The sequence below is a fragment of the Flagellimonas allohymeniacidonis genome, assembly GCF_004296335.1.
In the GTDB taxonomy this organism is placed as follows: Bacteria; Bacteroidota; Bacteroidia; order Flavobacteriales; family Flavobacteriaceae; genus Flagellimonas; species Flagellimonas allohymeniacidonis.
The window spans coordinates 1,351,382-1,377,080 of sequence record NZ_SGIU01000001.1; the positions used below are offsets into that span (position 1 = coordinate 1,351,382).

At 41.2% G+C, this 25,699-nt stretch carries 26 protein-coding genes; 16 read left to right on the forward strand and 10 right to left on the reverse strand.

The genetic code is table 11. The features are described 5' to 3' along the window. Positions 1–25: 25 nt before the first annotated feature. Positions 26–988: a glycosyltransferase family 2 protein gene (locus tag EW142_RS06135; protein ID WP_130611139.1), complete on the forward strand. Its 963-nt coding sequence runs from the start codon at positions 26–28 to the stop codon at positions 986–988. After that, a complete protein-coding gene (locus EW142_RS06140) occupies positions 969–1,844 on the forward strand; it encodes a lysylphosphatidylglycerol synthase transmembrane domain-containing protein (protein WP_130611142.1) in 876 nt (291 codons plus the stop codon). The genes EW142_RS06135 and EW142_RS06140 overlap by 20 nt, the downstream gene beginning before the upstream one ends. Here the strand turns inward: EW142_RS06140 and EW142_RS06145 are convergent. The 5 genes from EW142_RS06145 to mazG all read right to left on the reverse strand — a co-directional run bounded on the left by EW142_RS06145 (position 1,841) and on the right by mazG (position 6,576). Further along, positions 1,841–3,499, reverse strand: coding sequence for an ArnT family glycosyltransferase (locus EW142_RS06145; RefSeq protein ID WP_130611145.1), 1,659 nt, complete (start codon positions 3,497–3,499; stop codon positions 1,841–1,843). The genes EW142_RS06140 and EW142_RS06145 overlap by 4 nt on opposite strands. After that, the gene (locus EW142_RS06150) at positions 3,496–4,065 is read right to left on the reverse strand and encodes a phosphatase PAP2 family protein (RefSeq protein WP_130611148.1); all 570 of its coding nucleotides are present in this window, start codon (positions 4,063–4,065) and stop codon (positions 3,496–3,498) included. The genes EW142_RS06145 and EW142_RS06150 overlap by 4 nt, the downstream gene beginning before the upstream one ends. Positions 4,066–4,067: 2 nt before the next feature. After that, complete coding sequence (locus EW142_RS06155) at positions 4,068–4,295, reverse strand: hypothetical protein (RefSeq protein ID WP_130611151.1); 228 nt, start codon at positions 4,293–4,295, stop codon at positions 4,068–4,070. 43 nt (positions 4,296–4,338) lie between these two features. Beyond that, positions 4,339–5,706 (reverse strand): MATE family efflux transporter, encoded by a 1,368-nt coding sequence (locus tag EW142_RS06160; protein WP_130611154.1) that lies wholly within the window; start codon positions 5,704–5,706, stop codon positions 4,339–4,341. Between the two features lie 96 nt (positions 5,707–5,802). Next, positions 5,803–6,576, reverse strand: coding sequence for a nucleoside triphosphate pyrophosphohydrolase (gene mazG / locus EW142_RS06165; protein ID WP_130611157.1), 774 nt, complete (start codon positions 6,574–6,576; stop codon positions 5,803–5,805). 168 nt (positions 6,577–6,744) lie between these two features. Here mazG and bglX point away from each other — a divergent pair, with 168 nt between their 5' ends. The 3 genes from bglX to EW142_RS06180 are packed head-to-tail and all read left to right on the forward strand — an operon-like array spanning position 6,745 to position 11,178. Then, complete coding sequence (bglX, locus tag EW142_RS06170) at positions 6,745–8,934, forward strand: beta-glucosidase BglX (RefSeq protein ID WP_240740168.1); 2,190 nt, start codon at positions 6,745–6,747, stop codon at positions 8,932–8,934. A 4-nt stretch (positions 8,935–8,938) separates the two neighbouring features. After that, positions 8,939–9,607, forward strand: coding sequence for an SGNH/GDSL hydrolase family protein (locus EW142_RS06175; RefSeq protein WP_130611162.1), 669 nt, complete (start codon positions 8,939–8,941; stop codon positions 9,605–9,607). Next, the gene (locus EW142_RS06180; protein ID WP_130611165.1) at positions 9,604–11,178 is read left to right on the forward strand and encodes a family 20 glycosylhydrolase; all 1,575 of its coding nucleotides are present in this window, start codon (positions 9,604–9,606) and stop codon (positions 11,176–11,178) included. Before EW142_RS06175 ends, EW142_RS06180 begins: the two co-directional genes overlap by 4 nt. Positions 11,179–11,181: 3 nt before the next feature. Here the strand turns inward: EW142_RS06180 and EW142_RS06185 are convergent, their stop codons facing one another. Genes EW142_RS06185 through ruvX form a run of 3 tightly spaced genes read right to left on the reverse strand, consistent with a single transcriptional unit; the run spans position 11,182 to position 12,670 of the window. Next, entirely contained in the window at positions 11,182–11,613 is a 432-nt protein-coding gene (locus tag EW142_RS06185; protein ID WP_130611168.1) for a DUF5606 family protein, read from the reverse strand. A gap of 51 nt (positions 11,614–11,664) precedes the next feature. Further along, on the reverse strand, positions 11,665–12,255 hold the full coding sequence (gene def / locus EW142_RS06190) for a peptide deformylase (protein ID WP_130611171.1): 591 nt from the start codon (positions 12,253–12,255) through the stop codon (positions 11,665–11,667). Between the two features lie 4 nt (positions 12,256–12,259). Then, on the reverse strand, positions 12,260–12,670 hold the full coding sequence (ruvX, locus tag EW142_RS06195; protein ID WP_130611174.1) for a Holliday junction resolvase RuvX: 411 nt from the start codon (positions 12,668–12,670) through the stop codon (positions 12,260–12,262). 98 nt (positions 12,671–12,768) lie between these two features. On the opposite strand from ruvX, the gene EW142_RS06200 reads away from it, so the two are divergent. Both EW142_RS06200 and EW142_RS06205 read left to right on the forward strand, forming a co-directional pair. After that, the gene (locus tag EW142_RS06200) at positions 12,769–13,584 is read left to right on the forward strand and encodes a 2,3,4,5-tetrahydropyridine-2,6-dicarboxylate N-succinyltransferase (RefSeq protein WP_130611177.1); all 816 of its coding nucleotides are present in this window, start codon (positions 12,769–12,771) and stop codon (positions 13,582–13,584) included. Between the two features lie 231 nt (positions 13,585–13,815). After that, the gene (locus EW142_RS06205; protein ID WP_130611180.1) at positions 13,816–14,619 is read left to right on the forward strand and encodes a glycosyltransferase family 2 protein; all 804 of its coding nucleotides are present in this window, start codon (positions 13,816–13,818) and stop codon (positions 14,617–14,619) included. Here the strand turns inward: EW142_RS06205 and EW142_RS06210 are convergent. Further along, entirely contained in the window at positions 14,601–15,434 is an 834-nt protein-coding gene (locus tag EW142_RS06210; RefSeq protein WP_130611183.1) for a glycosyltransferase family 2 protein, read from the reverse strand. The genes EW142_RS06205 and EW142_RS06210 overlap by 19 nt on opposite strands. A 67-nt stretch (positions 15,435–15,501) precedes the next feature. On the opposite strand from EW142_RS06210, the gene EW142_RS06215 reads away from it, so the two are divergent. From EW142_RS06215 to EW142_RS06240, 6 genes are all read left to right on the forward strand, one after another. Next, positions 15,502–16,317: a zinc-binding alcohol dehydrogenase gene (locus tag EW142_RS06215; RefSeq protein ID WP_130611186.1), complete on the forward strand. Its 816-nt coding sequence runs from the start codon at positions 15,502–15,504 to the stop codon at positions 16,315–16,317. Between the two features lie 3 nt (positions 16,318–16,320). After that, on the forward strand, positions 16,321–16,881 hold the full coding sequence (locus EW142_RS06220; RefSeq protein WP_130611189.1) for an L-threonylcarbamoyladenylate synthase: 561 nt from the start codon (positions 16,321–16,323) through the stop codon (positions 16,879–16,881). Between the two features lies 1 nt (position 16,882). Continuing rightward, positions 16,883–18,313, forward strand: a complete 1,431-nt coding sequence (locus EW142_RS06225; RefSeq protein WP_130611191.1) for a CCA tRNA nucleotidyltransferase — start codon at positions 16,883–16,885, stop codon at positions 18,311–18,313. Continuing rightward, the gene (locus EW142_RS06230) at positions 18,310–19,344 is read left to right on the forward strand and encodes a COX15/CtaA family protein (protein WP_130611194.1); all 1,035 of its coding nucleotides are present in this window, start codon (positions 18,310–18,312) and stop codon (positions 19,342–19,344) included. Before EW142_RS06225 ends, EW142_RS06230 begins: the two co-directional genes overlap by 4 nt. A 27-nt stretch (positions 19,345–19,371) precedes the next feature. Then, positions 19,372–19,866 carry an IS1096 element passenger TnpR family protein gene (locus EW142_RS06235; protein WP_130611197.1) on the forward strand — a complete coding sequence of 165 codons (495 nt, stop codon included), beginning with the start codon at positions 19,372–19,374 and terminating at the stop codon, positions 19,864–19,866. 87 nt (positions 19,867–19,953) lie between these two features. After that, positions 19,954–21,012 (forward strand): nucleoid-associated protein, encoded by a 1,059-nt coding sequence (locus EW142_RS06240; protein WP_130611200.1) that lies wholly within the window; start codon positions 19,954–19,956, stop codon positions 21,010–21,012. 21 nt (positions 21,013–21,033) lie between these two features. Here EW142_RS06240 and EW142_RS06245 read toward each other — a convergent pair whose 3' ends face one another. Then, positions 21,034–22,110: a hypothetical protein gene (locus EW142_RS06245; protein ID WP_130611202.1), complete on the reverse strand. Its 1,077-nt coding sequence runs from the start codon at positions 22,108–22,110 to the stop codon at positions 21,034–21,036. 74 nt (positions 22,111–22,184) lie between these two features. Between EW142_RS06245 and EW142_RS06250 the strand changes: the two genes are divergently transcribed. The 3 genes from EW142_RS06250 to EW142_RS06260 are packed head-to-tail and all read left to right on the forward strand — an operon-like array spanning position 22,185 to position 25,691. Further along, complete coding sequence (locus EW142_RS06250; RefSeq protein WP_130611205.1) at positions 22,185–23,081, forward strand: ABC transporter ATP-binding protein; 897 nt, start codon at positions 22,185–22,187, stop codon at positions 23,079–23,081. Positions 23,082–23,093: 12 nt separating this feature from the next. After that, positions 23,094–23,927, forward strand: coding sequence for an ABC transporter permease (locus EW142_RS06255; RefSeq protein WP_130611208.1), 834 nt, complete (start codon positions 23,094–23,096; stop codon positions 23,925–23,927). 27 nt (positions 23,928–23,954) lie between these two features. After that, positions 23,955–25,691, forward strand: coding sequence for a T9SS type B sorting domain-containing protein (locus tag EW142_RS06260; protein ID WP_130611211.1), 1,737 nt, complete (start codon positions 23,955–23,957; stop codon positions 25,689–25,691). Positions 25,692–25,699: the final 8 nt, after the last annotated feature.

A 25,699-nucleotide genomic window follows, 5' to 3' on the forward strand; every position in this document is an offset into this window, starting at 1 on the left:
TTTGAACCCAATATTTCTCAAGTAGATGAGCGTCGTCACCAATTCCCTTCTTTCCATTGTAGTTCCCTTATACAACGAACAGGACAATGTTGTCTTGTTGACCCAGAAAATACATGAAAGTCTCAAAGGGTATCGATATCAAATCGTTTATATAGATGATTTTTCGACTGACCAAACCAGAAAGGTGGTCAAAGAAATGAACGATGAGTTGGTCCATCTTATTGAATTGAAAAAAAATTATGGCCAGAGTTTGGCCTTGGCCGCTGGGATTGATTACGCGGAAGGTGAGTTTATTATCACCATGGATGGAGATCTTCAGAACGACCCCTCCGACATACCTCATATGTTGGAATTTGCGGTTAGTGATGAGTACGACGTGGTCACTGGAATTCGACAAAAAAGAAAAGATTCCTTAGTAAAAAAAATACCCTCCAAAATTGCCAATTTTTTGGTGAGACGAGTGACCAAGTTGGATATTAAGGACAACGGTTGTGCACTTAAAGTGTTTACAAAAGATATTGCCAAGGGCCTTAATCTCTACGGAGAAATGCACCGTTTCATAAACCTTTTGGCCTATTTGGAGGGTGGTCAAATAAAGCAAGTTCCCGTTAAACATCATGCCCGCCATGCCGGGGTTTCCAAATATGGTTTGGAACGCGTGTTCAAGGTTGTGGCCGACATGATGCTCTTGTTGTTCATTCGCAAATACTTTCAGCGCCCCATACATCTATTCGGAATTTTCGGGGTTTTGTTGATTATTCTGGGGATTTTCATCAATATTTATCTGCTTATTGTAAAGCTTGGATTTGGAGAGGATATCGGAAGTCGACCTCTTCTTATTTTTGGAATGATGTTCATTTTAGGGGGCATTCAGTTATTTACTATAGGTATTGTAATGGAACTGTTGATTCGAACCTATTATGAATCACAACAAAAGAGGCCATACCGGGTCAAAAAAATATCCATAGGTGCAAGAAAGGCGGCGTAAACAACTGCTAACTATCTTAAAGATAGTGGTAAGTGGAGTTCTAATCTATTTCATTTTTACCAAAATCAATTTTCAAGATGTTGTTCGGACGCTAAAGACGAGCAATCCCTTTTATCTAATCGGAGGAATTTTATTGGTGTTGTTTTCAAAGGTCATGGCTTCTTTCCGCCTGAATCTATACTTTCATCAAATTGGGGCAAAACTTACCACATGGAGTAATTTGAAACTCTATTTTCTGGGAATGTTCTATAATTTATTCTTACCAGGGGGCATTGGTGGGGATGCGTATAAGGGCTATATCATTCAAAAAAGCTTTAAGCCCGGCACCAAAAAAGTAGTAGGTGTTTTGTTGATAGACCGTTTGAGCGGTCTTCTCCTATTGTTCATTTATGCCTGTATATTGTCACTGGTTTTGAATAATGATTTCATTGCACCCTACAAACCTATTTTTGCAGTGGCCATTCCTTTGAGTATAGCTGCTTTTTGGTGGATGAACAAACGGTTTTTCCTCTATGCCCTACCCATCTTTTGGAACTCCTTTTTGTATTCAGCGTTAGTCCAATTTTCTCAAATGGTTTGTGTAATCCTTATTCTCTTATCCTTGGATGTGCATATGACATATGTAGAATATCTTTTGGTCTTTTTGGTTTCTTCCATTGTTTCAGTGATTCCCTTGACCATTGGCGGGATTGGAAGCCGAGAGGTTACTTTCCTATATGGGGCCCAGTGGTTGGCATTGGAAGCCAATACCGCAATAGGAGTGAGTTTTGTTTTCTTTTTGATGACCGCCCTAATCTCCTTTATCGGAATTCGTTATCACTTCGAGAAACCCAAATTGGAAGTTGTGGACTCCTAATCAAGACGTACCAGATGCATCTTGTTCAAGATTTTTTGCCGGGTATGCGGATTTAAAAATCTGGCCTGAAGTCTAGTGATTCGAAATTGATCTACGGTATGTTGATCATGCCAATGATAACCCAAATTGGCCAAGCGCTCCAACTCATCGTCATTGGCGTAAATCCAAATATTGTGTTTTTCATACAATTCTTCGGGACCAAGAATCGAAACAGGTTTTTTGTTATAAAAATCCAGGGCCCAGCTAAAATTCTTGGATACTTTATAGATTTCATCAACGGGAATATTCTCTTCATGTATAATCTGTGCCATCGTTGAGCCTGCCTGATATTTTAGCAATGAGGGATAAAAATGGGTGTTCATCACACCATTCAGCAGTAAAGAGCTGTAAACAGAAAGTGTGATAATCCGCATATAATAGGCTTCTCGTTTCAGGCAGAAATACGTGATTACCGCCAACAAAGAAATCAGAATGAAGTAGCTATGTATTTTCTCAAACTTGAAGACATGAAAACAGACCAAAAGAACGAAAATGAACACCACACTCAATACAAAGTATTGAATGCCCAACAGTACTTTGATGATGGTATGCTTGGAATACCGATAAAGACTATGTAGATAGGAAGCCGCCAAAATGGAATACAACGGTATTAAAATGTTCATGTAGTGTGGCAGTTTGAACTGGGCAAAACTGATAACAAAAAACAAAATGGTAATACCACCCAAAGTGAGAAATTCATATTGGGGTTTATATTGAAAGCGCAGTTTAATGAAAGTCTTTACCCTCCGCCAGTAAGCAATCAAAGCCAAAACCGTCCAGGGCAGAAACACCCAAAGGAACGTATGAAAAAAGAAAAAATAGTCGCTGCTGTTCTTTCCAACCCCCTGACCGCTCAAGCGCTCGAAACTCTGTTCCCAAAAAATAAAGAAAATACCACTTCGGTTGGCCTTTCCGCGTATTACCTTTTCAGGATGAAGGTCAAATTGCAGATAGTAGGCATATAGCATTGGGGCAATCGTAATGGCAAATACCAAAAGGGCCAGAAACACTTTCCAGTTGAGCAAACTTTTCCATTTTCGGGTGTACGCTAAATGGCAGAGTACCGAAATACCAATAACCACCAATGCGATCTGACCTTTAGTACAAAAAGCCATTCCCGCACCAAAAGCTCCTAGCAAAATTGCCACTAGCTTTCCAGTTTCAACATATCGTACCAACTGCCAAATAGAGAAAATGGTGAATCCGGTCAAAACAGCATCTGTACGTACGTCAATGTTTGACAATACAATGGTCTGCGCGGTCATAAAAATCAAGGCCGAAAAACGGCCTATATCATTATTGTATAGCAGCCTACCAAGCCCATAGCAGCTATATGCGCCCAACAAGGTCGCCAGAATTGCCGGTATTCGATAAGCCCAGTCATGGATTCCAAAAAACTTAAAGGAAAGCGCCGCCAACCAATAATGCATATGCGGCTTGTCAAGATACTCCTCCGTGCCCTTTATCAAGGTAAAGAAATCGTTTTCCTGAACCATTCGCATGGCCATCACAGCGAACTGTGCCGAGTCATTTTCAAAGAGGGTGACAAACATCCCGGCAATGTAAACGATAATAACGAGGGTAATTAAGAACCAGTACCTTGCCGATGAAATCATGTTCCAAATTTTTGGAATGCAAATATAGACAAGTTGGCAAACAGCCCGCCAAAAATCAGTCCGATTAAAATACCGGTGACCACATCCAAAGGATAGTGAACCCCAATATAAATTCGGCTATACGCTACTAATAGGGCCCACAGGGTCAGAGGTGTAGCAATCCATTTGATTTTAGATTTCAGAAGCACACTAAAAAAAGTAGCTAAAGCCATGCTGTTGGAAGCATGGGCGGAAAAATATCCAAATTTTCCACCACAGGATTTTTTCACCAATCGAACCATCTCGCCAATATCCAAATCATGACAAGGACGGGGTCGTTGAACACCATATTTGAAAAAATTGCCCAACTGGTCCGTGGCCGTTATCAATAAACCGATAAAAACCAGTACAATAAGGGTTCTTTTCCACCCAAGAAAATGGTAGAGAACCCCAAGAAGAACAATATACAATGGAATAGCGCTCCATTTATTGGTGATGAAAAGCCAAAATCCGTCCCATGTTTCAGAACCAAGTCCATTTAGAAACAGGAAAAACTCTTTATCCCACTGTACTATTCCTTCAAGCATGACTATTCTTGATATCTGGAAACTTCCCTGTCGTAAAAAGCGGTGGCGGCCTCTATTAAAGATTCAGTTTCATTGGCGAGTTCCTCTTCATCCTGTTTTGAGAACTCCTCCAACCACTCCACTTCGTCATTCTCCAAATTGATGATAAAACGGGGATATTCGGTGTGCACAATAAAAATTGAATTCGGGTGGTCTGTATTATCACCTAAAAGAAACTTGGGTACTTCCATTTTAAAAAGTATAAAGTCTTACGTCATTGGATGGAAAATCCAATTAGTTTTTGATAAGCTTTTTGGTTAGAAAATTGAATCGAATATACAACATTACAGCAGAAGCTGTTAGGCCCAAAAGGAGACCCAACCATATACCGGAACTCTTCCATTCAGTGTGCAGCCCCATATAGTAGGAAATAGGGAAACCGATGAGCCAGTAGGCAATAAAGGTGATAAAAGTGGGAATTCGGACATCTTGAAGTCCGCGGAGTGCTCCCAATACCACTACTTGAATGCCATCAGATATTTGAAAGAAGGCTGCAATCAAGAGTAGTTTTGCCGCAATTGCAATCACCTCGGTATTGTCCATCTGATTGCTTAGGTCGTCAACATCTAAATAAATCGTAGGCAACCAGTGACGACCCAATAAAAAGAGCGCAGCAAAAACGATTTCCAACAAAAGGGTCAAGAAAAAAATGGATTCGGCAATACGTTTCAACTCCTTAAAGTTTTGCAATCCTTTTTGGTTCCCTACGCGAACCATGGCCGCCACACTAAGTCCCATTCCCACCATAAAGGTCATGCTACTAAGATTCAGGGCGATTTGATTGGCGGCCTGGGCATTCTTTCCCAAAACCCCACTCAACCAAATGGCCGCAGTGAAAATGGCGACTTCAAAAAACATTTGGAGGGCCGAGGGAAATCCCAAACTGATAATTTTCCGCATCACCTTTTTCTCGATGACTCTAAAGTTAAACCCCGTGACATAGGGTTGGAATTTCTCCTTACGCCCGAGCAAAAACCAAATATAGCCCACCATTATAAAGCGCGAGGCCAAGGTGCCAATCGCGGCCCCAACAATGCCCAATTTGGGAAATCCGAAAGCTCCAAAAATCAATAGATAGTTGATGACTACATTGATCACATTGGCCAAAATCGTAGCATACATGGGGTATTTCGTTTGTGAAAGGCCCTCAGAAAACTGTTTAAAAGCTTGAAAAATAATCAATGGGACCAAGGAAAAGGCTACCAAATCAAGATATGGAATGGCCAGTTCCACCACTTCCTCAGGTTGTTGCATCATATGGAGGAGCGGCTTGCACAACAGTATGATTCCAAACAAAGACAACCCCAAAATGGTACAAAGCACCAAACCGTGTTTAAGAGCACTTTTCCCACCGGCCTGATTACCTGCCCCATCCGCTTCAGCGACCAAAGGAGTGATTGCTGTGGAAAACCCAATTCCCAAAGACATCGCAATGAAAATGAAACTGTTTCCCAAGGAAACTGCCGCAAGCTCTGCGGTACCCAATTGGCCCACCATGATATTGTCAGCAAAAGCTACGAATGTATGCCCGAGCATTCCCAAAATGACGGGATAGGCCAATCGCAAATTATATTTGAATTCTTTGGTGTATTGTTGAAACAAGGCTAGGTTTTTAACCGGGCGTAAAGATAACTGGATTCCCCTTCAATGCTCGACGAAAAGATGAGGATTTATGAAATAAAATGAACAGAAAAAAAGCTACAGGCTTTTGGCTTCTTCCCAAAAAACGTCCATTTCTGCCAAGGTCATTTCCTTAAGGGATTTACCCGCCTCCTTCGCTTTACTCTCAAGATATTGGAACCGTTTTATGAACTTTTTATTCGTGCGCTCGAGTGCATTTTCTGGATTTATGTGCAAAAATCTTGCATAATTCACCATCGAAAAAAGAACATCGCCATATTCTGCCTCCAACCTATCACTATCATTTCGAAGTACTTCTTCTTGCAACTCTGATAGTTCCTCTTGCACTTTTTCGAATACCTGTTGGGGTTGTTCCCAATCAAATCCAACACCTGCAACTTTTTCCTGGATTCGATTCGCTTTTACTAAGGCGGGAAGGCTATTTGGCACCCCTTGCAGCACACTTTTTTTGCCTTCTTTAAGTTTGATGTTTTCCCAATTTTGTTTCACTTCCTCTTCGTCATTGACCTTTACATCTCCATAAATGTGGGGGTGGCGGTTAATCAATTTCCCACAGATGTCGTTAGCTACATCGGCGATATCAAAATCATTTGTTTCGGAACCAATTTTGGCATAAAAAACAATATGTAACAAGAGATCTCCCAGTTCCTTTTTGACTTCATTCAAATCCTTTTCCAAAATGGCATCTCCCAATTCATAAGTCTCTTCAATGGTCAAATGTCGCAAGGACTCCATAGTTTGCTTACGGTCCCAGGGACATTGTTCCCGAAGTTCATCCATAATCGTCAAAAGCCGGTCAAAAGCTTTCAGTTGTTCGTCACGGGTACTCATCGCAAAAGTTTGTCTAAAAGTACAAAGACCAAAAATTAGGGCAGGATTGATTTTTGGGTTATTTTAGAAGACTATCAACCAGTTTTCAACACATTGCATCAAATGACACGTATCACCAGCTTTATTGTCATAATTTCCTTTTATTTTGCACACTTCAATAACCCAATTATGGCTCAAGAAAAAACCACCGAAGAAAAAATAGATTCCTTATTGGAACAAATGACCCTTGAAGAAAAGGTCGGACAAATGAACCAGTACAATGGTTTTTGGGACGCAACAGGTCCCGTTCCGGAAGGAGGTAATGCCGCAATGAAATATGACCATTTAAAAAAAGGGTGGGTGGGTTCCATGCTCAATGTCGTGGGAACGGAAGAAATTCGAAAACTTCAGCAAATTGTTGTTGAGGAATCACGCTTGGGCATTCCCTTGATTTTTGGCTATGATGTAATCCACGGGTATAAGACCTTGGCACCTATCCCTCTGGCTGAAGCCGCCAGTTGGGATATGGAAGCTATAGAGAAGTCTGCTCGAATTGCTGCTGATGAGGCCTCTGCCGTAGGCCTTAACTGGACTTTTGCCCCGATGATAGACATTTCCAGAGAGCCTCGCTGGGGCCGAGTGATGGAAGGCGGTGGTGAGGACACCTATTTAGGTTCCAAAATTGCCAAAGCCCGTATAAAGGGTTTCCAAGGGGATGATTTATCAAAACCCAATACCATCGCAGCATGCGCCAAGCACTTTGCCGGATATGGCTTTGCAGAGGCGGGAAGAGACTACAACACGGCCGATATTGGTACAAGCACCCTGTTTAATTCAGTCCTACCGCCATTCAAGGCGGCCATAGACGCTGATGTGAAGACAGTGATGAACGGGTTTAACCTGCTCAATGGCATTCCTGTAACTGGCAATAGCTTTCTTCAGCGCGATATTTTAAAAGGAAAATGGGGCTTTAATGGTTTTGTTATTTCCGACTGGGCCTCCATTGCAGAAATGGTACCTCATGGATTTGCAGAAAATTTAAGCCATGCTGCGGAGCTAGGTACAAAGGCGGGTTCTGATATGGACATGGAATCTTCCGCTTACGTTCGTCATTTGGCTCAAAACGTGAAAAATGGAAAAGTAGATGAAAAGTTGGTGGACGATGCTGTAAGACGAATTCTTCGGGTGAAGTTTGAACTTGGACTTTTTGATGATCCCTACCGATACTGCAACCCTGAAAGGGAACAGGAAAGATTATACCATGATGACCACCATGCAGGGGTTTTGGATATGGCCATGAAGTCCATTGTGTTGCTCAAGAACGAAGGAAATTTGCTCCCATTGGCAAAAGATCAAAAGAAAATTGCCGTAATAGGTGAACTTGCCAATGATAAAAATAGTCCGTTAGGTAGTTGGCGTTTGGCATCTGACAACAATTCCGGGGTGTCATTTTTAGAAGGACTTAAATCGTACACCGATGAGGTGTCTTATGCCCGAGGGCCCAAAATTTTCAATGACGATGCCAGTTTTTTGCATGAGGTTCAGGTAAATTCCACAGATACTTCTGGAATGGATGAGGCCGTTGCCTTAGCCAAAGATTCCGATGTTGTACTCATGGTGTTGGGTGAACATGGATTTCAAAGCGGCGAGGCTCGTAGCAGAACGCACCTTGATTTGCCAGGACTGCAATTAGATTTGCTCAAAGCAGTCTACGAAGTGAACCAAAATGTGGTACTCATATTGATGAACGGGCGGCCCATGACCATTACTTGGGAAACCGAAAACATCCCTACCATTCTTGAAACTTGGCAATTGGGTACCCAAGCTGGAAATGCGATTGCAAAGGTGGTGTTCGGGGATTATAATCCCAGTGGAAAATTGCCGATGACTTTTCCTAGGAGCATAGGGCAAATTCCCATTTATTACAATCGTTTTAGCACAGGTCGGCCTGATCCGGAGCCCAATGTTTTTTGGTCCCACTATGTAGATGAGGTAAATGACCCCCTCTTTCCCTTCGGGCATGGATTAAGTTATACCCAATTCGAGTATTCGGATCTAGAAATTGACTCCTCCGATTCCAAAAATGTGAAGGTAAGCGCTAACGTTAAAAATTCAGGGGGCGTAAGTGGAGAAGAAGTTGTTCAATTATACATTCGGGACAAGGTGGCCAGCGTTGTTCGGCCTATAAAAGAGCTAAAAGGTTTTGAAAAGATCAGCCTTGCCGCAGGAGAGTCCAAGAAAGTTGAATTTGTGCTTACCGATGCCGAACTGGGATTCTATGACCACAACTATGATTTCGTGGTGGAACCCGGCTCGTTTGAAGTTATGATTGGAACCAGTTCCCAAGAAGGTTTAACCGGGCACTTCAAAATCGATTAATAGTATGTGGCGCGGTTTCAAACTTGCTTGCCTTGTTGTTGTACTTTGTATTTCATCGAGTACCGCCCAAAAAAAACTTGCCTTTGAGGAAGAGGTTAAGGACATTCAAAAAAAGATGGATACTCTTTGGGATGCTTCAAAAGAGACCATTGTTTTTACAGGAAGCTCCAGTATTCGGCTATGGGAGGATTTACAAGAACGGTTTCCCGAGCAGCAAGTGTTGAACACCGGCTTTGGAGGTTCACAGAGTTCGGACCTTGTCAATTTTCTGGATGAGTTGATTCTGGACTACAACCCGGTCAAGGTTTTTATTTATGAAGGAGATAACGACATTTTTGCCAAAAAACGACCCAAAGCCATTATCGAAACCTTCAATTCGATTTTGAACAAGCTTCAAAAAGCCCGACCTCAAATGGAGATTGCTCTTATTTCAGCCAAACCCAGCATATCAAGATGGCATTATAGAGGAAGATATCGAAGATTGAATAGGAAGCTGAGCAAAATTGCAGAGGAACGCGAAGAGGTTTCCTTTATTGATGTATGGCATATCATGTTGAACAAAAGAAGGTTAAAAAAAGACCTTTTCATTGAAGATGGCCTCCACATGAATCCAAAAGGATATGAGTTGTGGTATATTACCATTAAAGACTATATACCCACGGAAGCGAAATGAAGTTATTATTGAAAATAGCACTTATTTTTGGGTTGATTTTGGTTTTTGCAGCCTGTAAAGAGCCCAAGATTCAAATTCAATATCCCCATACCGACCTTGCTTCAGAAGCCTTAATTCCCAAACCTGTGAAGACCATAGCCACGCATAGTGGTTTTGGTTTGGAAAAAAACACCATGATCTATGTTTCGGAAAAGGACACCCAACTTGTTGCTGTTGGACATTTTCTTTCCCATAAGATAAAAGATAAAACAGGCTTGGTGATACCTGTCAATGCGGATACCGACCAATCTCCTCACAATTTGATTTACATTTATAAATCTGATAGTGTCAACCTAAAAGTACCAGAGTCCTATCAACTTTATATCAAGGAGGATTCAATTCTTATCAATACCAAAAATGCCTCAGGGGCATTTAGGGGCATTCAAACTCTTCTACAACTTGTTCCGGAGATGAGCAATGATACTTTGACCGACTACCCCTTATGGGTTGTGCCTACCGGCAAAGTCATTGATAGTCCCAAATTTGAATATCGAGGAGCCATGTTGGATGTGGCCCGCCACTTCTTTTCAGTGGAAGAGGTCAAAAAGTACATCGACCTTTTGGCTTACTACAAATTCAACGCCTTGCATTTACATCTTTCTGATGATCAAGGTTGGAGATTGGAAATCAAATCATGGCCTAAGCTCACCCAAATTGGTGCCAAAACCGAAGTTGGCGGTGGTACCGGAGGGTATTACACACAAGGAGACTACCAAGACATTATTCAGTATGCCGCGGAACGTTTTGTTACAATTATTCCTGAAATCGATATGCCAGGTCACACCAATGCAGCTTCGGTTAGTTATCCTTTTTTGGATGGAACCGGAAAACCTATAAAACCCTATCATGGGACACGAGTGGGCTTCAGTTCCTTTGATACCAGAAAAGATACCGTCTATCAATTCATAGATGAGGTAGTAAAGGAAATAGCTGAGCTGTCCCCTGGACCCTATTTTCATATAGGCGGGGATGAAAGCCATTCAACAAAAAAATCGGATTACAAGTATTTTGTAAATAAGGTAGAAGGCATTGTGCAAAAACACGGTAAAATCATGGTGGGGTGGGATGAAATTGTGGATGGCGATATAAGCTCCGAAGCCATTGCCCAACATTGGAGAACAGAATCCAACGCTCTAAAAGCGGCTGAAAATGGGAATAAGATAATTTTATCTCCAGCTAAAAAGGCATACTTGGACATGAAGTATGATTCCCTATCAAAGTACGGATTGGATTGGGCTGGTCATATTCCTTTGGATGTGGCCTACAACTGGGACCCTGAGACTTATATTGAGGGTCTATCCAAAGAAAATATTCTGGGCGTTGAAGCACCCTTATGGTCTGAAACCATAAGCAACAGTGCTGAACTAGAATATTTGGCCTTTCCCAGGACATTGGCCTATGCCGAGTTGGGGTGGTCAAGTTCTGAAAATTGTGATTGGGAAGATTTTAAAATACGATTGGCGCAGCAGGCCATCTTTTTTGAGCAGATGAATGTAAGCTACTACCCTTCCCCTTTGATTGATTGGAAATAGTTTTTATTCCTCTTCGGAAGAATCCGATTCCGCATCGCCATCGGCATCCGAAAAATCGGTGATCTTATTGTCCAAAAGCAGATTATACCACTGGATGATTTTCTTTATGTCGCTGGCATAAACTCTATCCTCGTCGTAATTGGGCAACACCTCAAAGAAATACTCTTCCAGCTGTATTTTTTCCGCCTTGTGGTTAACGGATGTTTTGCTACCGTTTTCCTTCTCTTTGATTTTCTGAAAAACTTCCTTTAAGGGAACTTCTTCTTCCAGAGTATAAATGGCAATCTCTGAAAGAACACTCACATTGTTTCTAAGGCCGACCGTAACTCGTTTTCCATCCAAAAGCGATTCCCCGACAAAACCTGTTCGGGTTTGGGTCAAAAGTTTATAAAGTCCAGGTTTACCGGCGATAGATAAAATCTTGTCAAGAGCCATTTAATTATTTTTGCGGGCAAAATTAGACTTTTATCCCAAACAATATTTTTTTTAACGTCCCTTTTTGATATTGGGGAATTTCATTTTGTAGTCAACGTTAATCTTTCCTTTGGAAATCTTGTCCAGTCTACTTTTTAAAAGCCTTTTCTTCAGGGATGAGAGTTTATCCGTAAAAAGAATGCCTTCGATGTGGTCGTATTCATGCTGAATGACCCTTGCCAAAAGTCCATTATAGGTCTCGGTGCGCTTTTCAAAGTTCTGATTAAAGTAGGTAATTGTGATTTCCGGTTTTCGCTTCACATCTTCCCGAATATCAGGAATACTAAGGCACCCTTCATTAAAATCCCACTCCTCACCTATTTCATTCTCAATTTTGGCATTGATAAACACTTTTTTGAAGCCGTTCAATGCTTCTTGCTCCTCTGGACTTAAATCCTCATCATCTGAAAAGGGAGTGGTATCAACCAGAAACAAACGAATCGGCAAACCCACCTGAGGAGCGGCCAGACCAACCCCATGGGCATTGTACATGGTCTCCCACATGTTTGTGATAAGCTCTTTAAGTTTGGGGTAACTTGAATCTATTTCCTTCGCGACCTTACGTAAAACGGGTTCCCCGTAGGCTACTATGGGTAAAATCATATTTTTATTTTCTTTCTAAGTAGGCTTGTAAGATGAGCGTAGCGCTAATTTCATCCACAAGGGCCTTATTTCGTCTTTTTTTCTTTTTCAAACCGGATTCCAGCATGGACTCAAAAGCAATTTTTGAGGTAAAACGCTCATCTTGTCGTTCCACCGGAATTTGGGGGATTCTTTTGCTGAGTTTTACCAAAAAACCTTCGATCAACTGTTCTGATTCTGATGGAGTATTGTCCATCTTTTTAGGAAGTCCAACAATAAACTTTTCCACAGATTCGTCCCCAACATACTTCTCAAGGTAGGGCAACAATTGGTCAGTGTTGACCGTGGTTAGACCAGAGGCTATCAATTGAAGTTCATCTGTAACAGCAATGCCTGTTCTTACTTTCCCATAATCCAACGCCACAATACGTGCCAAACCCAAATTTTTGGCAAAAATACATCTAAAAATGTTACGGGTTTAAAATAGGGGTCAATATTCAATCCCGTCCGACTATCTTTGCGAAAAAATTAAGAATGACCGAATTAAGAGCACTTATTGAAGAAGCCTGGGATAATAGGGAATTACTGAAAACTGAAAAGACACAAAATGCAATTCGCGAAGTCATCAACCGAATTGATTCTGGCGAATTGCGCTGCGCTGAACCTACGGAAAATGGTTGGCAAATCAATGAATGGGTCAAGAAGGGTGTCGTGCTCTATTTCCCTATACAAAAAATGGAAGTGCTTGAGGCGGGAATCTTTGAATATCACGATAAAATCCCGTTAAAACGAGGATACGAAGAAAAAGGGATTCGAGTTGTTCCGCATGCTGTGGCGAGACATGGAGCGTATATTTCAAAAGGAACCATTTTAATGCCTAGTTATGTAAACATCGGTGCTTACGTTGATGAAGGCACCATGGTCGATACCTGGGCCACGGTAGGAAGTTGCGCCCAAATCGGGAAAAATGTGCACCTGAGCGGTGGCGTAGGTATTGGCGGAGTACTGGAACCCTTACAGGCGGCTCCTGTGATTATTGAGGACAATGCGTTTATCGGCTCAAGATGTATTGTTGTTGAAGGAGTACGCGTGGAAAAAGAAGCCGTTTTAGGGGCCAATGTGGTTTTGACAGGTTCCACTAAGATTATTGACATTACGGGTACGGAACCTGTTGAGCTAAAGGGAAGAGTTCCTGCAAGATCTGTTGTCATCCCCGGAAGTTATACCAAGACTTTCCCTGCGGGCGATTACCAAGTACCTTGTGCATTAATCATTGGAAAAAGAAAAGAAAGCACAGATAAAAAGACTTCCTTGAACGATGCCTTACGTGAACATAGCGTGGCAGTTTAGTTCAAAAAAGTCTTTGTCTTCAAGCAATCTAAAAGATTTTCGATAATGGAAGCAACCCTTTGCGTTTTTGACATCTTTTAGCTACAAAACAACCTAATTTCGCGAGTTACCAACAAAGAATTGGATAAATTCACAATTCGGAGACATGTAAGAAAATTACATCCGAAAACAATTTTATCCTTGTTTTTTTGTTATAATTTTGTAAACACCAAACGCGGATACCAATAAATTATGGCTGAGTTGAGGACCCCAAGACAAAAATTGTCAGCTCTGATCATAACCTATAATGAAGTAGGTTATATTGAAAGATGCATCGAATCCATATCCTTTGCAGATGAAATTCTCGTTGTGGATTCTTTTAGCACTGATGGTACCTATGAGTACCTGATGGAGCACCCAAAAGTAAGAGTAATTCAAAATCCTTTTGAGAATTTTACGGCGCAAAAATCCTATGCACTTGGACAAGCAACACATGATTGGATACTTTTTGTTGATGCCGATGAAGTCGTTACTCCGAATTTGGAAAAAGAAATAGTGCAGACTATAAGCAATCCAGATGCCTGTGAAGCTTACTGGTTTTATAGAAAGTTCATGTTTCAAAATGAGCCATTGCACTTTAGTGGTTGGCAAACCGATAAAAACCACAGACTTTTTAGAAAAAGCAAAGCAAAATTTACCGATAAGAAAATAGTCCATGAGACCTTAGAGGTCGATGGTTCTTCTTGTGTTTTAAAGGAAAAATTAATCCACTATTGCTACAAGGATTATGAAGACTATAAAGGTAAGATGCTGCGGTATGGACAATTGAAGGCAAAAGAAGCTTTCTATAAGGAAAAGCATTTCAATTATTTACTTATGCTCATCAAACCAGCTTGGAAGTTTTTCTATCACTACATCATCCGTTTGGGTATCCTAGATGGGAAAAAAGGAATCATCATTTCTTATCTGAATGCGCTAGGGGTACTGGAACGATTTAGAGAATTAAAAAGGCTGGAAAAGAAAAATGAGCTTACTTATTACTTGGTGATGCCATAGTGGGTCCAAACCCGTTTTTGGTTCCTGGTCTTTCTTCGTATTTCCAAATTTTTCGCAATTGATTCGGGAGTTTTATATCCCCTCTTATGATCTAAGTGCACGCAGACCGCGCTATATCTCAGTTGTTTGGATTTGATTCCGAAATTGAACAAACGCTCCCCTAGCTCCCTGTCCTGTCCTCCATACTGCATTCGTTCATCGAAGCCATTTACGTTTAAAATATCCTTTTTCCATCCGGAAGAGTTATGTCCATTCCAACTTGCATTTGTGGGGGTAAAGGTGTTCAATAGTTTTGAAATCCAGCCGCTGGCGGTAAGCTTGTTGTTCTTAAAGGTTTTTGGAATGCCCTTGTCTTTGAGCCAATTAATACTAAAACAATGTTGTTTTTGAATATCCTCTTGGGTAATCATTTTGGAAATATTCATGGGAAGCATGTAGTACCCTCCAGAAATAAAGTATCCCTTCTCCTTATTGATATAGTGAACCTCTGTAAAATCTTCCCTTGGAATGCAATCTCCGTCCGTCATGATAACATATTCCGCGTTGCAGGACTCCAGGGCTTTATTCAAAATTCGAGATTTTTGGAAGCCATCGTCTTCTTGCCAGACATGGACGATATCATAAAAAACCTCTTTTCGCATTACGTCGATGAGTTCTTTGGTTGTGGGTCTGGACCCATCATCCGCGATAACCACTTCGAAGTTCTTGAAAATCTGACAATTAAATCCCCATAATACCTTCCGTAACCATTCCTCGGAGTTATACGTACTTACAATTACAGAAATTTTGGGTTGTTCTCCTTGGGCTCTGTTCATAATCACAAAAATATGAGATTAATATTAACGTTCGGATGTTTAATTTTGCGATTCAAATCAATTCTTGATGAAGGTCAAAGAAATACCTCTTTCTCTATATTCCCAAACAAAACTTACGTACAAATCCAAGGAAAAACTGGTAGCAAGCAAAAAACAGCTTCCCATTATGGTTTCCTTGGCATCCATTCCTTCGCGACTGTCCATTGTTCATCTAGCCATCCGTAGCATTTTAAATCAGAATGTGCTTCCCGAGAAAATAGTATTGTGGCTTCACAAAGATCTTGAGAGCAAGATTCCCAAAAAACTGTCGGCCTTGGTGGGGTCCATTTTCGAAATCAGATATTCCGAAGAAACAAGTTCACATCGTAAGTTGGTTGAGACTTTGAAAATTTACCCCCAATCCACCGTCATTACCTGCGATGATGATATGATGTATAGATCCAACTGGCTGTCTCAACTCTACAAAATGCACAAGGATTTTCCGAACAAAATTGTTGCAAATCAAGTAAGGTGCATAGCGTATGATAAAAATGAACAATTACTATCGTACAAGGATTGGCCCTTCACAAAAATGCCTTGCACAAAAGTGAACAATGCTTTGCCCATTGGAGCTGGCGGAACTTTATATCCTCACGATGTTTTACACCCACAGGTGTTGGATAAAGTCCTGTACATGAAGTTGGCCCCTAAAGCGGACGACCTTTGGTTTAAGGCCATGGCATTGTTAAAAGGTACTGTTTCCATACCTTCCAGTTATGCGGTAAAGGAACCTATTCCCATTTGGGGATCACAAAAAGTTTCGCTTAAAAAAATCAATATTTCTGAGGACAAAAACCGGACACAGTGGTTGGCCCTTACCGAACATTTTAACTTAAAGCTTTAAAATTTGACAACGGAAATCAATACATGCATCGAAGCATTAAACAAAGGAAATTTAATAGTGTATCCTACGGATACGGTTTGGGGAATTGGCTGTGATGCCACGAATCCTGATGCAGTCCAAAAAGTTTATGCCCTTAAAAAAAGGGAAGATAGTAAGGCCTTGGTATGCCTTGTTTCCAATCAGGCGATGCTTGAGCGTTATGTAAAACAGGTTCCAGATGTAGCCTATGATATTATGGACTTAGCCACAAAACCTACCACAATTGTTTTTGACGAACCCATCGGAATAGCTCAAAATTTGGTGGCTGAGGACAACACTTTGGCGATTCGGGTGGCCTCAGACAACTTTTGCCAACGAATGATTCAAAAATTTGGAAAACCTATAGTTTCGACTTCAGCCAACATTTCAGGTATGCCCACACCTAATAACTTTGATTCTGTTAGCAACGAAATTTTAAAAGGAGTTGACTATGTGGTAAATTTGCCTCTTGAAAACAAAAACGCTCCGCCCTCCTCAATCATAAAACTTGGGAATGACGGACAGGTAAAGGTGATCAGGGAATAGAATGACGAAAGAACTCCATACAAAAGCAATACAGCAGCCCATTTTTAAACTCATTGGAGATACTTCCCAAGAAATTGGACAGGACTGTTATGTGATTGGAGGATTTGTTCGGGATTATTTGCTTGAAAAACGCATTCCTAAGGATATCGATATTGTTGTAACAGGAAGTGGCATCGAACTTGCGAAAAAAGTGGCTACCAAACTTAAGGGAAAACCACAGGTTTCTATTTTCAAGAATTTTGGAACGGCCATGGTCAAGCACAAGGAGTTGGAGTTGGAGTTTGTTGGTGCCAGAAAGGAAAGTTACCATCGCGATAGTAGAAAACCTGTAGTGGAAGATGGCACTTTGGGGGATGATCAAAATCGAAGGGATTTCACCATTAATGCGCTCGCCATTTCACTAAACCCAGAAAATTTTGGAGCGCTTATCGACCCCTTTGATGGAATTGGGGATTTGAATCGAAAGTTAATTCGAACCCCTTTGGAGCCCGGGGTCACCTATTCCGATGACCCACTTCGCATGATGCGGGCGATTCGATTTGCAGCCCAGCTTGATTTTTCCATCGAAATTGAATCCCTCCGAGCAATTGCTGCGCATAAAGAGCGTATCAAAATTGTGTCGAAAGAGCGGATCGTTGATGAATTGAACAAAATTTTAATGTGTGATAAGCCTTCTGTTGGACTGGCCTTGATGCATCAAACAGAACTCCTTCCGATTGTTCTGCCCGAACTTACAGCACTCCAAGGAATTGAAGAGGTAGAAGGACAACGGCACAAGGATAACTTTTGGCATACTCTCGAAGTGGTGGACAATATTGCCAAAATCACGGATGACCTATGGCTACGATGGGCCGCCCTTCTCCACGACATTGGCAAGGCCCCAACCAAACGTTTTAGCAAAAAAGTGGGTTGGACCTTCCACGGTCATGAGTTTTTGGGTTCAAAAATGGTCTATAAGCTTTTTAAAAGATTGCGTCTTCCCTTAAATGAAAAAATGAAGTTTGTGCAAAAGATGGTGCTCATGAGTTCCCGCCCCATCATTTTAGCTGAGGATCACGTGACCGACTCAGCGGTTAGGCGACTGGTTTTTGATGCAGGTGACTATGTTGATGATCTTATGACCCTTTGTGAAGCGGACATCACAACAAAAAATCCCAGAAAACAACGGAAATACAAAAACAATTTCAAGCTCGTACGACAGAAAATTGTTGAAGTGGAAGAGCGTGACAAGATTCGAAACTTTCAACCCCCAGTCACCGGAGAAGAAATCATGGAAGTTTTTGACTTAAAACCCTCAAAGGAAATAGGAATCATCAAAGAGGCCATCAAAGAAGCCATATTGGAAGGAGTAATTCCCAATGAACATGATGCTGCCTATCAATTTATGCTGAAAAAAGGCGAATCCTTGGGCCTAAAACCTGTTTCACAATGAAATTATCCTTTCGAAAACTCGCAAAAATAAGCTTAGTATTGGTCTATTTGGTTATTGTGGCCGGAGCAGTGGTTCGTATGACCGGAAGCGGGATGGGTTGTCCTGATTGGCCTAAATGCTTTGGTTATTACATCCCCCCTACCGATGAACAAACCTTGCTATGGGAACCCAATCGAGAATTTGAAAAGGGCCAGGTCATCATTAAAGAGGAACAATTATTGGTGGCCAATACGAATTTTACAAGCACTGAAACCTTCACGGATAGCCATTGGGATCTTTATACCAAACATGATTATGCAATTTTTAATGTGTGGCATACATGGATAGAGTACATCAACCGCTTATTTGGAGCGCTTGCGGGATTGGCCGTACTGCTTCTTGCCATTTTCTCATTGAAGTATTGGAGCACTAAAAAAAGAATTGTCCTGCTTTCATGGCTAACGGTTTTTGGCATGGGCTTTCAGGCATGGCTGGGAGCAACCGTAGTATATTCCGTCTTGGAACCAGTGAAAATAACGCTACATATGGTTATGGCCCTTGTAATAGTGGCTATGCTACTCTACATCATACATTTGTCCAAAGTCACCCATAAAAAACTCCAAGTCGCTAAATCGCTTCAATATTTGATGGGTTTTGCACTGGTATTGACTTTAGTGCAAATCGTTTTGGGGACCCAGGTCCGACAATTTGTCGATGAGCAGATTGACTTGGTGGGTGAACAAATGAAAGACTTGTGGTTAAAAGACCCGACCTTTCAATTTTATGTCCACCGTTCCTTTTCCATTTTGGTTTTTGCGCTCAACGCATACTTGTGGTACGCTGTCAGGAAAAGAAAGTTGCCCCTAAACCAAATGAATTGGGTAATGGGGCTTATCGGACTGGAGATACTTACTGGCATCGCCATGTACTACATCGATTTTCCCTTCGGAAGTCAGCCCGCACACTTGGTTTTGGCCTCTATTCTTTTTGGTGCTCAGTTCAGCTTGGTTTTGGATGTGATAAATCCAAGAACTACTCCGAAAACTTCTTAAATTTGCACCCACTCATAAAATTTTGGGATGATATATAAGATTAGGATAATCCTTGATGCCGAAGAAGACATTTTCAGGGATTTGGAGATTGAGCACATGAGTACTTTAGAGGATTTCCATAATGCCATCACACAGGCTTTTGGTTTCATGGGGAGCGAAATGGCCTCATTCTATACCTGCGATGAAGAATGGAACCAAGATGAGGAAATTGCTCTTTTCGATATGGGCGAAAATGGTGCCGAAACACGTCTTATGGGGGAAACCATCCTAGAGGATGTGCTTACCGAAGAAAGCCCTAAATTAATTTACGTTTACGATTTTTTGAGCATGTGGACCTTTTTCGTTGAACTTGCCGATATTGTTGAAAAGGAAGATGGACAAACCTATCCCAACCTTTTATTCAGTTTTGGAGAACTTCCCGATGCTCCACCGGAAAAAAGATTTGAGTCCAAACCCTCAATAGACTTTGACGATTCGATTGACAATTATGATGATTTGGACTTTGATGAAAATTGGAATTGATTCATCTAAACCACTATAGCAACGCAGCTTAGCACAATTAAAAAAATAGCACATTCATTCCCATTGTAAAAAACTCTGATAAAGAACATGCTCAATTTATATCCCACCCAAATCGAAAGTGTTTCCCTGCACCGTGTTGGAAACAAAAGCAAAAATGAACCCACTTTTCTGTCCTCCTCCCCTTTCTCCTTGACCGATGAGATGGCAGGACTGCTAAAGGAATATTTTTTTAGACCCTTTAGAGAAAAAGAGGAGAATTATTATCGTTTTTCAAATGAAGTTGACCTGGAATTCAATGAGATTTTTAAATCCATTGCACAACTGTTTGAAAACCCGTCCCAATCACATGCGATTTCCAAGAAAATCACCTCATATCTCTATGATCAGTCCAGTCATCCCCATATTAAAAGTGGTGAGGTCTATATTGCCCATCTTTCAGATGTGGTTTTGGACAATCAAAAAATCGATGCCGTTGGCATATTCAAAAGTGAATTAAAACACGATTTTCTTCAATTTGAGGAGAAAGAGGAGAATCTTGATATTTTAGTTCGACAGGGCATCAATATCAACAAGCTAGACAAAGGCTGTATCGTTTTTAATGTTGACAAAGAGGAGGGTTATAAGGTTTTATCTGTGGACAGCAACCGATATGACGCCAAATATTGGTTAGAAAGCTTCTTGGGTCTGGAGCCTTTGACCGATGAGAATTTCTACACCAAGAATTACCTGAAGTTTTGCCAGAATTTTGCCAAGGATGTTGTTCTTCCCGCAGAAGACAAGCAACAAGAGGTGCTTTTTATGAACCGGGCAGTCAATCATTTTGCAAAGAATGATGCCTTTGAGGAAAGTTCCTTTCTAAACGAGGTAATGGAAAATCCGGAGTTGATTCCTGAATTTAAACACTATAAGGTTGAAAAGGGCCCTAAGTTCAGCATAGAAGATGTCTCCAATTTCGATATCGCCAACAAAGCAGTTTCCGATGCGCGAAAAAAAATAAAAAATGTAATTCAGTTGGATACCAACATCCAAATAAAAATGGATTTCATCAACCCAGAATCAGCGGAAAAATTTGTTGAAAAGGGTTGGGACGAAGAAAGACAGATGTACTACTATTTGGTCTATTTCAATAAGGAGCAGAAGAGTTAATCAAATTATCCCTTATAAAGATTAAAACTTTTTCTCAATGATTTGCTTCATACTGACGTCTTGGTAATTGCGCTTAACGAAGTCCAACGCTTCGGCCAAAACTTGACCCATGGTCCCACTTTTCTTGAATTTCATATCCAAGGTTAAATCGTAAATCTGCATTTTTAGCATCTCGATGTTCTCTTGTAGAGAAATGTTATCGGTTTTGGCAATATTGATCAAACGCTTGATGCGATTTCCTGAGCTGATGATTCTTTTGGCAACTATGGACCGTTCTTCAATCTTGTATTGATCCACAGAGTACTTCTGAAGTTTGGTGCTTACCAACTGCACCATTTGGTAGTTTTCTTTAAAAAATTGGGGGCGATACACCTTTAAATTGCCCTCAAAACATTGTTGGTCAAAGTCAATGGCCCGGATTCGATACACCACATGATCAAAATCATGTACCGGTACAATAACATAGTTGTAAGACCTCATATCGCCCAAAAGACGAATCATACAACGTTCATTGAACTTTACAAACTCTTTGGCAAGCTGTGATTTTTCGCTTTCAGTACACTTGGGTAAAAAGTCCTTGATAAAAACATCCCCAGGAATTCCGGCGATATGTTCTTCTATCAAGGTGTCTCGATGGACCAAAAAATTAAGATTATACGGGGAGAGCATGTGCTCAAGTTCCAGCCCGTACACCCGGGAAGCATCGGTTTTTTTTACATAGAAATAGGTGTAGTTGTCGTTGAGAATATTTCGCACCTTAATACGAAAAGGTTTGGAATTCCCAAAAGTACAGTAGTCGACTGCATCAATGTTCAAATAATCCAAAATGCGCTCACTTCCATCCGAATGCAAAATGGAATAAACCTTTTTGAGGCTTGAATCAATTTCTTCCCGGTCAAAATCCGAATAGTATACCCTGACCCAGAGTGTGTCATCGCCATCCGCATCGTAAACTACAACAGAACCCGAAAACCGCAGTAAATCCTCATAGAAAATGGGAATCTCAATTTTACGGCTATACCGATCCAAGTAACCATCCAGTTTTTTATTGACTGGATAGGCAGGCTTTTTTTTCGACATCAATTTTTCCTCGGCCATTCTTTCATTATTTTGTAACAAAAACAAGCATATTTCGTCAAGTTACTACAAACAAATCAAAAAACGACGTCACTTTGAATACAATACTAACCGTCAACAACCTCACTAAAAAATTCGGATACCTCACTGCGGTAAAGGATTTGTCCTTTACCATTGAAAAAGGAAATGTGTACGGTATTTTGGGACCTAACGGAAGTGGGAAATCCACAACCTTGGGAATCATCCTGAATGTCGTCAATAGAACCTCGGGGGAATTTAGCTGGTTCGATGGCACAACTTCCACGCATGATGCCCTTAAAAAAGTAGGTGCCATTATTGAGCGGCCCAACTTTTATCCGTATATGACCGCGATACAGAATCTTTCTCTGGTCTGTAAGATCAAAGAGGTATCCAATGAAAAAATTCAGGAGAAATTAGAGCTGGTTGGCCTTTGGGAGCGTAGGAACAGTAAATTCAGAACCTATTCCTTGGGTATGAAACAACGACTGGCCATAGCTTCGGCATTGCTCAACGACCCTGAAATTTTAATTCTGGATGAGCCTACCAACGGATTGGACCCTCAGGGAATCCATCAAATTCGTGAAATCATAAAAAGAATTGCTACCCAAGGCACCACGATTCTCTTGGCCTCGCACCTTTTGGATGAAGTGGAAAAAGTATGCTCACATGTGGTTATCCTCAGAAAAGGAGAGAAACTTTATTCGGGACCTGTGGACGGTATGATGGCAAGCCACGGCTTTTTTGAACTGCGGACCACCCATATGGAAAAACTCAAAAACCTTCTTGAAAAACATGCAAGTTTTGGAAAAATCAGCCAAGAAAATGGTACCCTCACTGCCTTTTTAAAAGAAGAAATGAATGCTGAGGCCCTCAACAAGCTTCTTTTTGAAGAAGGGATGGTGCTCTCCCATTTGGTAAAACGCAAAGAAAGCCTTGAGGAGCAGTTTTTAACCTTGACCAAAAACCAATAATCAAAAAAACGAATGGTACGCTTACTTCAAATAGAATTCATCAAACTTTGGAACAATAGGGCGAGTAAAATCTTGATTACCTCCTATTTTGTGTTGCTTACATCAATTGCCCTGATTGCAGCCATCAAGTTCGACATAGGTCCCATAAAATTTCACTTGGCTGAAATTGGAATTTTCAACTTCCCCTACATCTGGCATTTCAACACCTTTGTCACCGCCTTTTTTAAACTTTTTCTGGCTATTGTGATTGTTTCCATGATGGCCAACGAATATAGCAATAAGACCATCAAACAAAACTTGATAGATGGGCTTTCAAAGAAAGAATTCATTCTCTCCAAATTTTTGACCGTCATCTCATTTGCACTGATATCCACCGTCTTTGTCTTTGTGGTATCCTTGATTTTGGGAGGAATTTATTCGGATTACGATGAATTTTCCATCATTTTTTCCGATCTGGAATTTGTCATGGCCTTTTTTGTAAAACTTGTCGGGTTCTTTTCCTTTTGCTTGTTTTTGGGAATTTTGGTGAAGCGTTCTGCATTCTCCTTGGGCTTTCTGGTTATTTGGCAAATCATAGAAGGAATCACCACAGGTCTTATACGATGGAAACTCTTCAATAAAGAGACAACAGAATTTGTTATGGGATTCTTTCCCTTGCAGTCCATGTACAACCTCATCAAGGAACCTATCACTAGATTGGAGGCAGTTCAGACCGTAGCAGATCAAGTAGGAGAGGAAATTGTACTAGACTATCATGTTCAGTGGTATGAAATTTTGATTGTACTCGGTTGGACAGCTATTTTTGTCTATTTATCCTATGCACTATTAAAAAAACGTGATTTGTAGTATCTTACAGTGTTGGAACACTGAGAGATGCTTAAAAAAATTGCTCTTTTTCTTACCCTTTGCTCCACAGCAATTGGTCTTGGACAGAGTTGTCCAAGTTTGATCACCCCATTGGATGGTGCAACCAATGTACCTGTTGATGCAACTATCGTATGGAATGCTGTTGCCGGAATTCCCGGCTATCAAATACGGTTGGGGACAGCTCCTGGTCTTGGGGATATTGCCCAAGCTTCGGTAGGAAGCTCCACTGCCTACACCCCGCCCCGTGGAATGCCTGAGAATACTGAGGTTTTTGTAACCATTGTTTTGGATTTTCTTTTTCAAGGGGGAGATGACATCATCTGCCAGGGACAGTCCTTTTTTACGGAAGATGTGGTAACACCGCCCAGCTGCACAAACATCCGAACACCGGTTGACAACGCCACCGATGTAAGTGTATTTACCAATATTTCATGGGATTATGCCCCAAGAGCGACGGGCTATAGAGTTGCCTTGGGTACCTCTCCAGGGGGCAATGAAATCTTTCCATTGCAAGATGTAGGGAACGTATTGACTTTTAATCCTCCGGGGCAACTGCCTCCCAATCAAGACATTTATGTTCGGATTATTCCATACAATGAAAATGGAGATGCGGTTAACTGCGAGGAATATGAATTCACAACAAGGGACGTGGCACCCCTACCTGGCTGTACCAGTTTGATCAGTCCGGCTAACGGGGAAGTCAATGTACCCCTTACACCATTTATCGAGTGGGTTGAGGTACCGGAAGCGACTGGATATAGGGTGACCATTGGCACCACTCCGGATGGAAACGATATCTTGGATGAAGCAAGTTTTTTTACAAATTCTACCTTTGTAATTGATTTTGATGAGAATAGAACCTTTTTCATCACCATCGTTCCTTTCAATCCTTCAGGTTCTGCTATAGGATGCCCGCAAGAGTCCTTTTCAACAGCCTTGGGCTGTGGCCCATTTTTAGATCTTACAACGGGAGATTTTGTGGATTTGTTCCCAGATATCGAATTCCCAACGGTATTTTCTTTTTGTAAAAACAATGAGCCTTTGGTTCTGGAAGCTCCTCCAGGCGCAGATGGGTATCGGTGGGTCAGTGTGGATCAATTTGGCAATAACACCATACTTGAAGAGGGAAACCAGGTGACCATCACCGAAAATGGAACGTTTTTTTTAGAAGCTTTCAATTTTTCGCCACAGGCTGAAGGTGTTTTGGAATGCCCTGTAATTTTGGATTTTGAGGTGGTTTCTTCGGAAACACCGCGCATTGATAACCTCAGAGTTCGCGAAACCGCCTTGGGACTTGATGTTACTGTTGAAGTGTCTGGGTCTGGGGATTACGAATACGCCATTAACAATATTGATGGGCCCTACCAAGACAGCAACCAATTTTCTGGTGTTACACCAGGCACAAGTACCTTTTATGTACGGGACAAAGGTGGTTGCGGTATAGTGGAAGAAACTCTTGTTCAAGATTTGACCGTTGAGGGTTTTCCCAAATTTTTTACTCCCAACGGGGATACCATCAATGATTTTTGGCAATTCATTCAACCGAAAACTGGGGAACAGATCGTTTTGCAGAGTATTCAAATATTTGATCGCTACGGCATGTTTTTGAAGCAAATTGATCAAAACTCCCTTGGCTGGGATGGTACCTTTAATGGCAACCCACTTCCTTCCGGTGATTATTGGTTTAAGGCCGTGGATAACCAAAATAGAATGGTGCAAGGTCATTTTGCCCTAAAGCGCTAATAGATTCA

Coding starts and splice junctions, on each gene's coding strand:
- EW142_RS06135 (WP_130611139.1), top strand. CDS start 26: ATGAGCGTCGTCACCAATTCCCTTCTTTCCATTGTAGTTCCCTTATAC.
- EW142_RS06145 (WP_130611145.1), bottom strand. CDS start 3,499: ATGATTTCATCGGCAAGGTACTGGTTCTTAATTACCCTCGTTATTATC.
- EW142_RS06150 (WP_130611148.1), bottom strand. CDS start 4,065: ATGCTTGAAGGAATAGTACAGTGGGATAAAGAGTTTTTCCTGTTTCTA.
- EW142_RS06155 (WP_130611151.1), bottom strand. CDS start 4,295: ATGGAAGTACCCAAGTTTCTTTTAGGTGATAATACAGACCACCCGAAT.
- mazG (WP_130611157.1), bottom strand. CDS start 6,576: ATGAGTACCCGTGACGAACAACTGAAAGCTTTTGACCGGCTTTTGACG.
- bglX (WP_240740168.1), top strand. CDS start 6,745: ATGGCTCAAGAAAAAACCACCGAAGAAAAAATAGATTCCTTATTGGAA.
- EW142_RS06175 (WP_130611162.1), top strand. CDS start 8,939: ATGTGGCGCGGTTTCAAACTTGCTTGCCTTGTTGTTGTACTTTGTATT.
- EW142_RS06180 (WP_130611165.1), top strand. CDS start 9,604: ATGAAGTTATTATTGAAAATAGCACTTATTTTTGGGTTGATTTTGGTT.
- EW142_RS06185 (WP_130611168.1), bottom strand. CDS start 11,613: ATGGCTCTTGACAAGATTTTATCTATCGCCGGTAAACCTGGACTTTAT.
- def (WP_130611171.1), bottom strand. CDS start 12,255: ATGATTTTACCCATAGTAGCCTACGGGGAACCCGTTTTACGTAAGGTC.
- EW142_RS06200 (WP_130611177.1), top strand. CDS start 12,769: ATGACCGAATTAAGAGCACTTATTGAAGAAGCCTGGGATAATAGGGAA.
- EW142_RS06205 (WP_130611180.1), top strand. CDS start 13,816: ATGGCTGAGTTGAGGACCCCAAGACAAAAATTGTCAGCTCTGATCATA.
- EW142_RS06210 (WP_130611183.1), bottom strand. CDS start 15,434: ATGAACAGAGCCCAAGGAGAACAACCCAAAATTTCTGTAATTGTAAGT.
- EW142_RS06215 (WP_130611186.1), top strand. CDS start 15,502: ATGAAGGTCAAAGAAATACCTCTTTCTCTATATTCCCAAACAAAACTT.
- EW142_RS06225 (WP_130611191.1), top strand. CDS start 16,883: ATGACGAAAGAACTCCATACAAAAGCAATACAGCAGCCCATTTTTAAA.
- EW142_RS06230 (WP_130611194.1), top strand. CDS start 18,310: ATGAAATTATCCTTTCGAAAACTCGCAAAAATAAGCTTAGTATTGGTC.
- EW142_RS06235 (WP_130611197.1), top strand. CDS start 19,372: ATGATATATAAGATTAGGATAATCCTTGATGCCGAAGAAGACATTTTC.
- EW142_RS06240 (WP_130611200.1), top strand. CDS start 19,954: ATGCTCAATTTATATCCCACCCAAATCGAAAGTGTTTCCCTGCACCGT.
- EW142_RS06245 (WP_130611202.1), bottom strand. CDS start 22,110: ATGGCCGAGGAAAAATTGATGTCGAAAAAAAAGCCTGCCTATCCAGTC.
- EW142_RS06255 (WP_130611208.1), top strand. CDS start 23,094: ATGGTACGCTTACTTCAAATAGAATTCATCAAACTTTGGAACAATAGG.
- EW142_RS06260 (WP_130611211.1), top strand. CDS start 23,955: ATGCTTAAAAAAATTGCTCTTTTTCTTACCCTTTGCTCCACAGCAATT.